At 48.4% G+C, this 12,071-nt stretch carries 11 protein-coding genes; all 11 read left to right on the top strand.

Annotated features, from left to right (window positions below; genetic code table 11):
• The first annotated feature begins 75 nt into the window (after window positions 1-75).
• The 11 genes from ACZ07B_RS14085 to ACZ07B_RS14035 are packed head-to-tail and all read left to right on the top strand — an operon-like array spanning window position 76 to window position 12,070.
• Window positions 76-1,896 carry a polysaccharide biosynthesis protein gene (locus ACZ07B_RS14085; protein ID WP_172401337.1) on the top strand — a complete coding sequence of 607 codons (1,821 nt, stop codon included), beginning with the start codon at window positions 76-78 and terminating at the stop codon, window positions 1,894-1,896.
• An 11-nt stretch (window positions 1,897-1,907) separates the two neighbouring features.
• Window positions 1,908-3,053 carry a glycosyltransferase family 4 protein gene (locus tag ACZ07B_RS14080; protein ID WP_464877335.1) on the top strand — a complete coding sequence of 382 codons (1,146 nt, stop codon included), beginning with the start codon at window positions 1,908-1,910 and terminating at the stop codon, window positions 3,051-3,053.
• Window positions 3,050-3,886, top strand: a complete 837-nt coding sequence (gene epsE / locus ACZ07B_RS14075; RefSeq protein WP_003244557.1) for a glycosyltransferase EpsE — start codon at window positions 3,050-3,052, stop codon at window positions 3,884-3,886. Before ACZ07B_RS14080 ends, epsE begins: the two co-directional genes overlap by 4 nt.
• A complete protein-coding gene (locus ACZ07B_RS14070) occupies window positions 3,879-5,033 on the top strand; it encodes a glycosyltransferase family 1 protein (RefSeq protein ID WP_464877334.1) in 1,155 nt (384 codons plus the stop codon). The genes epsE and ACZ07B_RS14070 overlap by 8 nt, the downstream gene beginning before the upstream one ends.
• Window positions 5,030-6,133 (top strand): biofilm exopolysaccharide biosynthesis protein EpsG, encoded by a 1,104-nt coding sequence (epsG, locus tag ACZ07B_RS14065; RefSeq protein WP_015714749.1) that lies wholly within the window; start codon window positions 5,030-5,032, stop codon window positions 6,131-6,133. Before ACZ07B_RS14070 ends, epsG begins: the two co-directional genes overlap by 4 nt.
• Window positions 6,134-6,157: 24 nt before the next feature.
• Window positions 6,158-7,192, top strand: coding sequence for a glycosyltransferase family 2 protein (locus ACZ07B_RS14060; RefSeq protein WP_029318366.1), 1,035 nt, complete (start codon window positions 6,158-6,160; stop codon window positions 7,190-7,192).
• A gap of 4 nt (window positions 7,193-7,196) precedes the next feature.
• Window positions 7,197-8,273, top strand: a complete 1,077-nt coding sequence (locus tag ACZ07B_RS14055; RefSeq protein WP_464877333.1) for a polysaccharide pyruvyl transferase family protein — start codon at window positions 7,197-7,199, stop codon at window positions 8,271-8,273.
• The gene (locus ACZ07B_RS14050) at window positions 8,270-9,304 is read left to right on the top strand and encodes a glycosyltransferase (RefSeq protein WP_130572873.1); all 1,035 of its coding nucleotides are present in this window, start codon (window positions 8,270-8,272) and stop codon (window positions 9,302-9,304) included. The genes ACZ07B_RS14055 and ACZ07B_RS14050 overlap by 4 nt, the downstream gene beginning before the upstream one ends.
• Window positions 9,301-10,818 (top strand): MATE family efflux transporter, encoded by a 1,518-nt coding sequence (locus ACZ07B_RS14045; protein ID WP_217020160.1) that lies wholly within the window; start codon window positions 9,301-9,303, stop codon window positions 10,816-10,818. The genes ACZ07B_RS14050 and ACZ07B_RS14045 overlap by 4 nt, the downstream gene beginning before the upstream one ends.
• Window positions 10,815-11,423 carry a sugar transferase gene (locus ACZ07B_RS14040; protein ID WP_014480945.1) on the top strand — a complete coding sequence of 203 codons (609 nt, stop codon included), beginning with the start codon at window positions 10,815-10,817 and terminating at the stop codon, window positions 11,421-11,423. Before ACZ07B_RS14045 ends, ACZ07B_RS14040 begins: the two co-directional genes overlap by 4 nt.
• The gene (locus ACZ07B_RS14035) at window positions 11,420-12,070 is read left to right on the top strand and encodes an acetyltransferase (RefSeq protein WP_086344342.1); all 651 of its coding nucleotides are present in this window, start codon (window positions 11,420-11,422) and stop codon (window positions 12,068-12,070) included. The genes ACZ07B_RS14040 and ACZ07B_RS14035 overlap by 4 nt, the downstream gene beginning before the upstream one ends.
• Window position 12,071: the final 1 nt, after the last annotated feature.

Raw genomic sequence — 12,071 nt, 5'->3', positions numbered from 1 at the left:
TTTAGCTGCTGCCGATTTTTTGGAGAGACGAAAACCGCCGCAGCTAAACCGATAAAAGAATTAGGGGGGAAAAGGTTGAGTTACCGGAGAAGACTGTCAATGATTATTGCGCTGGATACTTACCTCGTTTTAAATTCAGTTATTGCAGGATATCAATTTTTAAAAGATTCCTATCAATTTTATGACTCCGGAGCATTACTGCTTACCGCTGTCAGCTTGCTCCTCAGCTATCATGTGTGTGCTTTCCTGTTCAATCAGTATAAACAGGTGTGGACATACACCGGACTCGGCGAGCTGATTGTCCTGCTTAAGGGCATTACGCTTTCCGCCGCTGTGACCGGTATCATTCAGTATGCTGTGTATCATACGATGTTCTTCCGTCTGTTAACCGCGTGCTGGGTGCTTCAGCTTTTGTCTATTGGAGGGACCCGTATTTTATCCAGAGTATTAAACGAAAGCATCAGGAAAAAACGCTGCGCCTCGTCCCGTGCGCTGATTATCGGGGCGGGCTCAGGTGGGACTCTGATGGTCAGGCAGCTGCTTTCGAAAGATGAACCTGATATCATACCTGTCGCTTTTATTGATGACGACCAAACGAAGCATAAATTAGAAATTATGGGGCTGCCCGTAATCGGCGGAAAAGAAAGTATCATGCCTGCGGTGCAAAAGCTCAAAATTAATTATATTATTATTGCCATTCCTTCACTCCGCACCCATGAGCTTCAGGTGTTATATAAAGAATGTGTGCGAACAGGAGTAAGCATTAAAATTATGCCTCATTTTGATGAAATGCTGCTTGGCACACGAACTGCCGGACAAATCAGAGATGTAAAAGCTGAGGACTTGCTCGGCAGAAAGCCGGTAACCCTCGACACTAGCGAAATTTCGAACCGCATCAAAGGAAAAACAGTTCTCGTCACGGGAGCGGGCGGATCAATCGGCTCGGAAATCTGCCGTCAGATCAGCGCGTTTCAGCCTAAGGAAATTATTCTGCTCGGCCATGGGGAAAACAGCATTCATTCGATTTATACAGAGCTGAACGGACGATTCGGCAAACACATTGTGTTCCATACGGAAATCGCTGATGTGCAGGACCGCGATAAAATGTTTACCTTGATGAAAAAATACGAGCCGCATGTTGTCTATCATGCAGCTGCCCATAAGCATGTGCCTTTAATGGAACATAATCCTGAAGAGGCGGTCAAAAACAATATTATCGGAACAAAAAATGTCGCGGAAGCAGCCGATATGTCGGGAACAGAGACATTCGTGCTGATTTCATCGGACAAAGCGGTGAACCCAGCCAATGTAATGGGGGCGACAAAACGATTCGCAGAGATGATTATTATGAATCTTGGGAAAGTCAGCAGAACCAAATTTGTCGCTGTTCGCTTCGGCAATGTACTCGGGAGCCGCGGCAGCGTCATTCCGATTTTCAAAAAACAGATTGAAAAAGGCGGCCCGGTGACAGTAACACATCCGGCAATGACCCGCTATTTCATGACGATTCCCGAGGCATCAAGGCTTGTGATTCAGGCTGGGGCACTGGCGAAAGGGCGTCAGATTTTCGTTCTCGATATGGGAGAGCCCGTAAAGATTGTGGATCTTGCCAAAAACCTCATTCATTTGTCCGGCTACACGACTGAGCAGGTTCCGATCGAATTCACAGGCATTCGTCCGGGCGAAAAAATGTATGAAGAATTACTGAACAAAAATGAAGTCCACGCTGAACAAGTCTTTCCAAAAATTCATATCGGCAAAGCGGTAGACGGCGACTGGCCGGTGCTGATGCGCTTTATCGAGGATTTCACTGAACTGTCGGAAGCCGACCTGAGAGCGAGGCTGTTTGCGGCAATCAATACATCAGACAAAATGACGGCTGCCAGCGTTCATTAGGGGGAGTGAAAATGACGAAAAAGATATTGTTTTGCGCGACTGTTGATTATCATTTTAAGGCCTTTCACCTCCCTTATTTTAAATGGTTCAAGCAAATGGGCTGGGAGGTTCATGTCGCCGCGAACGGACAAACCAAGCTGCCGTATGTGGATGAGAAATTCTCCATCCCGATTCGCAGGTCACCTTTTAACCCTCAGAACCTGGCCGTTTATAGGCAGCTGAAGAAAGTGATCGACACCTATGAATACGATATTGTCCATTGCCATACACCGGTCGGCGGTGTTCTCGCCAGACTGGCGGCGAGGCAGGCACGGCGGCACGGAACAAAGGTGCTGTACACAGCGCACGGATTTCACTTCTGCAAAGGAGCACCGATGAGAAATTGGCTTCTTTACTATCCGGTCGAGAAATGGCTTTCAGCATATACGGACTGCCTGATTACGATTAATGAAGAGGATTACAGACGGGCGAAAGGACTTCAAAGGCCGGGCGGAAGGACGCAAAAAATTCACGGCATTGGCGTCAATACCGAGCGTTTCCGGCCTGTCAGTCCGATAGAGCAGCAAAGACTCAGAGAAAAGCACGGGTTCCGTGAAGATGATTTTATATTGGTTTATCCGGCTGAGCTCAATCTGAACAAAAACCAGAAGCAGTTAATTGAAGCCGCAGCCTTGCTAAAAGAAAAAATTCCCTCACTCCGCCTTGTGTTTGCCGGGGAAGGGGCAATGGAACAAACGTATCAAACGTTAGCTGAAAAGCTTGGCGCTTCCGCCAATGTCTGTTTTTACGGCTTTTGCAGCGACATACATGAGCTGATTCAGCTTGCGGATGTATCTGTCGCATCCAGCATTAGAGAAGGCCTCGGCATGAATGTGCTTGAGGGAATGGCGGCAGAAAAACCGGCGATCGCCACAGATAATCGCGGGCATCGGGAAATCATCCGCGACGGAGAAAACGGTTTTCTGATCAAAATCGGTGACAGTACTGCTTTTGCCCGCCGGATTGAACAGCTTTACCATAAGCCGGAGCTCTGCCGAAAGCTGGGACAGGAAGGCCGAAAAACAGCCTTGCGCTTCTCGGAGGCGCGAACGGTGGAAGAAATGGCAGATATTTATTCCGCGTACATGGATATGGATACAAAGGAGAAAAGCGTATGAACTCAGGACCGAAAGTTTCTGTCATTATGGGCATTTATAATTGCGAACGCACTTTGGCAGAAAGCATAGAATCCATACTCAGCCAATCCTATAAAAATTGGGAGCTGATTTTGTGCGATGATGCGTCAACAGACGGCACGCTCCGCATCGCGAAGCAGTATGCCGCTCATTACAGCGACCGCATCAAACTGATTCAAAACAAAACAAATAAGCGGCTTGCCGCATCATTAAATCATTGTCTTTCGCATGCGACAGGAGATTATATCGCACGTCAGGACGGAGATGATCTTTCGTTCCCGCGCCGCCTGGAAAAGCAGGTCGCGTTTTTAGAAAAGCACCGACACTATCAGGTGGTTGGCACCGGCATGCTTGTGTTTGATGAATTTGGCGTAAGAGGCGCCCGCATTCTGCCTTCTGTTCCGGAGCCGGGCATCATGGCAAAAGGGACCCCATTTTGCCACGGCACGATTATGATGAGAGCGAGTGCCTACCGCACGCTGAAAGGCTACCGGTCGGTGCGGCGAACGAGACGAATGGAAGATATTGATTTGTGGCTTCGCTTTTTTGAAGAGGGCTTCAGGGGCTATAATCTTCAGGAAGCCTTGTATAAAGTGAGGGAAGACAGCGATGCATTCAAACGGCGGTCATTTACGTATTCAATTGACAATGCCATTCTTGTCTATCAGGCGTGCAGACGCTTGAAGCTTCCTTTATCTGATTACATATATATCGCAAAACCGTTAATCCGCGCGTTTATGCCTGCAGCCGTGATGAATCGCTACCACAAAAAAAGAGTGATGAACCAAAAGGAAGGGCTTGTCAAGCATGAATAGCAGCCAAAAACGCGTGCTCCATGTTCTCAGCGGCATGAACAGGGGCGGCGCGGAAACCATGGTGATGAATTTATATCGGAAAATGGACAAAAGCAAAGTGCAATTTGACTTTTTAACGTATCGAAATGATCCGTGCGCTTACGATGAAGAGATTTTATCTTTAGGCGGGCGGCTTTTTTATGTCCCGAGCATTGGGCAAAGCAATCCCCTTACATTTGTGAGGAATGTGAGAAACGCGATAAAAGAAAACGGGCCGTTCAGCGCCGTTCATGCGCACACGGATTTCCAAACGGGTTTTATCGCCCTTGCGGCAAGGCTCGCCGGAGTGCCGGTCAGGGTATGCCACTCCCACAATACGTCTTGGAAGACCGGCTTCAATTGGAAGGATCGCTTGCAGCTGATAGTGTTCAGGCGGCTCATCTTGGCGAATGCGACAGCGCTGTGTGCCTGCGGAGAGGATGCGGGCAGGTTTTTATTTGGACAGTCCAATATGGAGCGGGAGCGTGTTCACCTTCTTCCAAACGGGATTGACCTTGAGTTGTTCGCCCCAAATGGGCAGGCGGCTGATGAAGAAAAAGCAGCACGCGGCATTGCAGCCGACCGGCTCATCATTGGCCATGTGGCCCGGTTTCATGAAGTGAAAAACCACGCGTTCCTGCTGAAACTTGCCGCACATCTCAAAGAAAGAGGCGTTCGCTTTCAGCTCGTTCTGGCGGGAGACGGGCCGTTGCGCGGGGAGATAGAGGAGGAGGCGCGGCAGCAGAATTTGCTTTCAGACGTCCTCTTTTTAGGCACGGAAGAACGGATCCATGAATTGATGCGCACATTTGATGTATTTGTCATGCCGTCTCTGTACGAAGGCTTGCCGGTTGTGCTTGTGGAAGCACAGGCGTCGGGGCTTCCATGCATCATTTCAGACAGCATTACAGAAAAAGTCGACGCCGGTCTCGGGCTTGTCACAAGATTAAGTCTTTCTGAGCCGATCAGCGTCTGGGCTGAAACCATTGCAAGGGCGGCCGCCGCAGGCAGGCCGAAGCGTGAGTTCATCAAAGAAACACTTGCTCAACTTGGCTACGATGCACAGCAAAATGTAGGAGCGCTGCTGAATGTATACAACATCAGCACGGAAAAGGACCATGACCGATGATTGTATATGCCGTCAATATGGGGATTGTATTTATTTGGTCTTGGTTCGCTAAAATGTGCGGCGGCCGTGACGATTCGCTTGCCACGGGGTATCGGCCGAATAAGCTTTTGATCTGGATTCCGCTCGCTTCACTTGTGCTCGTGTCAGGTCTCCGCTATCGAGTCGGCACGGATTTTCAGACGTACACGCTGCTGTACGAATTGGCGGGCGATTATCAAAATGTGTGGCAGATATTCGGTTTCGGCACTGCGAAAACAGCGACAGATCCGGGGTTTACCGCACTCCTTTGGCTGATGAATTTCATCACGGAAGATCCTCAAATCATGTATTTTACGGTGGCGGTCGTGACCTACAGCTTTATTATGAAGACACTCGCCGACTATGGCAGGCCGTTTGAGCTGAGTGTCTTTTTGTTTTTGGGAACCTTTCATTACTACGCGTCTTTTAACGGCATCAGGCAATACATGGTCGCAGCTGCTTTGTTTTGGGCGATCCGTTATATCATCAGCGGGAACTGGAAGCGATATTTCCTGATTGTGCTGGTCAGCTCTCTCTTTCATTCGTCGGCGCTGATTATGATTCCAGTGTACTTTATTGTCAGAAGAAAAGCCTGGTCACCGGCGATATTCGGCCTATCCGCTTTATTTCTCGGCATGACATTTTTATATCAAAAATTTATTTCTGTGTTTGTCGTTGTACTTGAAAACAGCTCATACAGCCATTATGAAAAATGGCTCATGACGAACACAAATGGAATGAATGTGATCAAAATCGCTGTGTTGGTTCTGCCGCTGTTCCTTGCATTTTGCTATAAAGAACGACTGCGGAGTCTGTGGCCGCAAATCGATATTGTCGTTAATTTGTGCCTGCTTGGTTTTTTGTTCGGCCTTTTGGCCACAAAGGACGTGATTTTTGCCAGATTCAATATTTATTTCGGTCTGTATCAAATGATCTTAGTCCCTTATTTCGTCAGGATATTTGATGAAAAATCGAACGCCCTTATCTATATCGCTATCGTTGTTTGTTATTTTCTTTACAGTTATTTGCTTATGCCGGTTGATTCATCCGTTCTGCCTTACAGAACGATTTTTTCCCGGTAATTTATGCAAGAGGAGCCGGTCATTATGGAAACACCTGCGGTTAGTCTGTTAGTCGCTGTTTATAACACAGAAACATATATCAGAACGTGTCTCGAATCACTGCGGAACCAGACAGTGGACAATATAGAAATCATCATTGTTAATGACGGTTCAGCAGACGCAAGCCCGGATATTGCAGAAGAATACGCCAAAATGGACAATAGGTTCAAGGTGATTCATCAGGAGAACCAGGGTCTCGGTGCGGTTCGGAATAAAGGCATTGAGGCAGCACGCGGCGAATTTATCGCGTTTATCGATTCAGACGATTGGATTGAGCCTGATTATTGCGAGCAGATGCTCCGGGCAGCAGGCGATGAAACTGATCTGGTCATTTGCAATTACGCCGCAGAGTTTGAGGACACTGGCAAAACCATGGACTCTGACATTGCCCAAACCTATCAGGATCAGCCGAAGGAGCACTATATCAAGGCGTTATTCGAAGGGAAGGTCAGAGGGTTTTCATGGAACAAACTGTACAGAAGAAGCATGATTGAAGCCCATCGGCTATCGTTTCCGCTCCGAGGCGAGCTGGAGCATGTCGAGGATCAGTTTTTCAGCTTCAGGGCTCATTTTTTCGCCCGCTCAGTAGCCTACGTAAAAACGCCGCTCTATCATTACCGAATTCACCTTTCCTCCATTGTGCAGCGCTATCAGAAAAAATTGTTTGAATCAGGACTTGCGCTGTATGAGGCGAATGCGGCGTTTTTACAGGAGAACAACAAACTGGAGGAGTATCGCAAGGAGCTTGATACCTTTATCGTTCTTCACAGCAGCATCTGTATGCTGAATGAATGGAAAACGAGCGGCAGCCGCCGGCTGTTTGAAAAGCTTAGAAATGTTGGCGTGATATGCGCGGACCCGGTGTTTCAAGAGAGTCTTTCAAAAACGGGTACTGCTCCTTTTGACGCAAAACGGTCATGCCTTCTTCTGATGGCGAAATACAGAATGATTCCGTTCGTCGCTATGGCATCGGCTGTGTATCAGCGGGTGATCGAGTACAAAATGAGAAACAGAGGGTGAGGACATGTCGTTACAATCGTTGAAAATCAATTTTGCAGAATGGCTGCTGCTAAAGGTCAAATACCCGTCCCAATATTGGCTGGGAGCGGCAGATCAACCGGTAAAGGCCGCAGCACATCAGAAAAAAATCATACTGACCCTGCTGCCGTCCCATGACAATTTGGGAGATCACGCAATTGCTTATGCCAGCAAGGCATTTCTTGAGCAAGAATACCCGGACTTTGACATCGTCGAGGTCGATATGAAGGACATTTACAAATCAGCAAAAAACCTGATCCGCTCGCGCCATCCGGAGGATATGGTCTTTATCATCGGCGGCGGAAATATGGGGGATTTATACCGTTATGAGGAGTGGACGCGCCGCTTCATCATTAAAACATTCCATGACTATCGGGTTGTCCAGCTTCCGGCAACGGCTCATTTTTCTGACACGAAAAAGGGGCGCAAAGAGCTGAAACGGGCACAGAAAATTTATAATGCGCACCCCGGCCTATTGCTCATGGCACGGGATGAAACAACGTATCAATTTATGAAACAGCATTTTCAAGAAAAAACAATTTTGAAGCAGCCGGACATGGTGCTGTATTTAGATAGAAGCAAGACCCCCGCAGAACGCGAAGGGGTTTATATGTGTTTGCGCGAGGATCAGGAAAGCGTGCTTCAGGAGGACCAGAGGAACCGGGTCAAGGCTGCGCTATGTGAGGAATTCGGCGAGATCAAATCCTTTAAGACAACGATCGGGCGCCGGGTCAGCCGCGATACACGCGAACAGGAGCTTGAAGCGCTGTGGTCTAAGCTGCAAAGCGCAGAAGCCGTCGTCACTGACAGGCTTCATGGCATGATTTTTTGCGCGCTGACAGGAACGCCGTGTGTTGTCATTCGCTCCTTTGACCATAAGGTGATGGAGGGCTATCAATGGCTTAAAGACATCCCGTTCATGAAGCTGATAGAACATCCGGAGCCAGAGCGCGTAACAGCCGCAGTCAATGAGCTTTTAACAAAAGAAACATCCCGTGCAGGCTTTCCGAGAGATGTGTATTTTAAAGGTCTGCGTGACAAAATCAGCGGTGAAGCGCAATGACCCCGCTCGTCAGCATTATTGTCCCGATGTATAATGTTGAACCATTTATAGGGGAGTGCATTGATTCTTTGCTTCGTCAAACGCTTTCTGATATTGAAATCATCCTCGTGAATGACGGAACACCGGATCGTTCAGGCGAAATTGCAGAGGATTATGCAAAACGGGATGCGAGAATCCGGGTCATTCATCAGGCAAACGGCGGGCTTAGTTCAGCGCGAAATACGGGAATAAAGGCCGCGCGGGGCACTTACATCGGCTTTGTAGACGGAGACGATTATGTATCTTCCGCCATGTTCCAGAGGCTGGCTGAAGAAGCGGAGGAAAATCGGCTCGACATCGTCGGATGCGGTTTTTACAAACAGTCATCGGACAGGCGGACATATGTGCCGCCGCAGCTTGAGGCAAACCGCGTGCTGACAAAACGAGAAATGACTGAACGGCTTAAACATGCTCACGAAACGAGATTTATCTGGTATGTATGGCGTTATCTTTACCGCCGTGAGCTTTTTGATAGGGCGAATCTGATGTTTGATGAAGACATCCGTTTTGCTGAAGACTCTCCCTTCAATTTGTCCGCTTTTTGCGAAGCGGAGCGGGTGAAAATGCTTGATGAGGGATTGTACATTTATCGTGAAAACCCGAACAGCCTGACAGAAATCCCTTATAAGCCGGCGATGGATGAACATCTTCAAAAACAATATCAAGCTAAAATCGCATTCTACAATCACTATGGCTTAGCAGGCGCATGCCAAGAAGATTTGAATGTGTACATTTGCAGGCACCAGCTTCCGATGCTTTTGGCAAATGCCTGTGCTTCTCCGAATTCGCCGAAAGACATCAAAAAGAAGATCAGACAGATTTTATCCTATGACATGGTGCGGCAGGCTGTCAGACATACACCGTTTCAGCATGAGAAATTATTAAGAGGAGAACGTTTGGTATTAGCACTGTGTAAATGGCGGCTCACTTTTCTCATCAAGCTGTTTTTCGAGCATCGGGGGACAATGAAAGGCAGTGCGAAGCAAGCATGAAATTCACGATAAACTTCAGCGCTAATCTCACGGCTTTTCTCTTGTCCGTTTTCCTATCGGTTTGGATGACGCCTTTTATTGTCAAAACGCTCGGTGTGGAAGCGTTTGGCTTTGTTCACTTGACACAAAATGTGATTAATTACTTTTCGATTATTACCGTGGCGCTCAGCTCGGTTGTCGTTCGGTTCTTTTCTGTTGCTGCCCACAGGGGAGAGCGGGAGAAAGCAAATGCGTATATCAGCAATTATTTAGCGGCCTCTGTTTTGATTTCATTGCTGCTCTTGCTGCCGCTTGCGGGTTCGGCTTTTTTTATTGACCGCGTCATGAATGTGCCGCAAGCGCTTTTGGCAGATGTGCGTTTGTCGATTTTGATCGGCAGTGTGCTGTTTATTTTAACATTTCTGATGGCCGGTTTCGGCGCTGCACCATTTTATGCCAACCGCCTTTATATCACCAGTTCCATTCAGGCGGTGCAAATGCTTATACGGGTGCTGTCTGTACTGCTCCTGTTTGCATGCTTTGCGCCGAAAATCTGGCAGATCCAGCTTGCAGCTTTAGCTGGTGCTGTTATTGCGTCTGTGCTGTCTTTCTATTTCTTCAAAAAGCTGATTCCGTGGTTTTCGTTTCGTATGAAGGATCTTTCATTCCGTACAAGCAAGGAGCTGTTTCAAGCGGGCGCATGGAGCTCCGTCAATCAAATCGGCGTCCTGCTTTTTTTGCAGATTGATCTGTTAACCGCCAATTTGATGCTGGGGGCGTCTGCATCCGGGAAATACGCGGCGATTATCCAGTTTCCGCTGCTTTTGCGCAGCTTGGCCGGAACGGTCGCATCCCTGTTTGCGCCCATCATGACTTCATATTATTCAAAAGGCGATATGGAAGGATTGATGAATTACGCCAATAAGGCAGTAAGGCTCAATGGTCTTTTGCTTGCACTTCCTGCTGCCTTATTGGGCGGATTGGCGGGACCTTTTCTGACAATCTGGCTCGGATCGTCCTTTTCAACGATAGCACCGCTTTTATTTATTCATGCCGGATACTTGGTTGTCAGCCTCGCCTTTATGCCGCTGTTTTATATATGGACCGCTTTTAATCAACAAAAAACACCGGCGATTGTTACCCTGCTGTTAGGTGCGGTGAATGTGGTGCTGGCGGTCACGCTGAGCGGGCCGGCTCATCTCGGTCTGTACGGCATAACATTGGCAGGGGCCATTTCTCTTATTTTAAAAAATGCCATCTTTACGCCGCTTTACGTATCCCGCATTACAGGCTACAAAAAGCACGTGTTCTTTAAAGGCATAATCGGGCCTCTTTCAGCCGCTGTGTTTGCCTGGACGGTCTGTAAGGCAATTCAGTTCGTTGTGAAGATTGACAGCTGGCCGTCACTGATAGCGACGGGAGTGACAGTCAGCTTTTGCTACGCTGTTTTCGCTTTTATGCTCGTTTGTACAAAAGAGGAAAGACAGCTGATACTAAAACGGTTTCGAAAAACGAAAGGAGCTGTGAATCTTTGATCCTGAAACGACTTTTTGATCTGACGGCCGCCATTTTTTTGTTGTGCTGTACGAGTGTGATCATTCTGTTCACCATCGCCGTTGTCAGGCTGAAAATAGGATCACCTGTCTTCTTTAAGCAAGTAAGGCCAGGCCTGCACGGCAAACCGTTCACCCTATATAAGTTCCGGACAATGACGGATGAACGGGACAGTGAGGGAAATCTGCTGCCAGATGAAGTCCGGCTGACGAAAACGGGCAGGCTGATCAGAAAGCTGAGCATTGATGAGCTTCCGCAGCTCCTGAATGTCCTGAAGGGCGATCTTAGCCTTGTCGGGCCGCGGCCGCTTTTGATGGACTATCTGCCTCTTTATACAGAAAAACAGGCACGGCGCCATGAGGTGAAGCCGGGTATCACAGGCTGGGCGCAAATCAATGGCAGAAACGCGATTTCCTGGGAAAAGAAATTTGAATTAGATGTATGGTACGTTGACAACCGGTCATTTTTTCTCGATTTGAAAATTTTATGTTTGACGGTGCGAAAGGTCCTTGTTTCAGAAGGGATTCAGCAAACCAATCATGTGACCGCAGAACGGTTTACCGGAAGCGGAGATGTGTCCTCATGAAAAACGTGGCCATTGTGGGTGACGGCGGACACGGAAAGGTGATCAGAGAGCTGATAAACGCCCGCTCAGATACGCGCTTAGCCGCGGTGCTGGATGATAAATTCAAAACGTTCGAAGGCGGAAAAGAATGGTACACAGGACCGCCGGAAGCCGTTACTGAACTGCGCAGGCTCATTCCGGATGTGCTGTTTCTGATTGCTGTTGGGAATAACAGTGTCAGAAAACAGCTGGCGGTGCGACTGGGACTGAGGAAAGATGATTTTATTACATTGATTCACCCGTCAGCCATCGTCAGCAAGTCGGCTGTCATCGGGGAAGGGACAGTGATTATGGCGGGCGCGATCATTCAGGCGGATGCGCGCATCGGCGCTCATTGCATCATCAATACGGGTGCAGTGGCAGAGCACGACAATCAAATCAGCGATTACGTTCATCTGTCCCCGCGTGTCACGCTGTCAGGAGCGGTTTCCGTTCAGGAAGGCGCTCACGTCGGAACTGGTGCATCCGTCATACCGCAGATCACAATCGGGGCTTGGAGCATTGTCGGAGCCGGCTCCGCGGTGATCCGTCCCATACCGGACAGGGTAACGGCGGCCGGTGCTCCGGCACGCATCATTTCTTCCATTCAAACATCAAACAAAGGATGAT

The organism is Bacillus sp. 9.4 (assembly GCF_055486415.1).
This window is presented reverse-complemented; position numbering and strand designations above follow the sequence as displayed.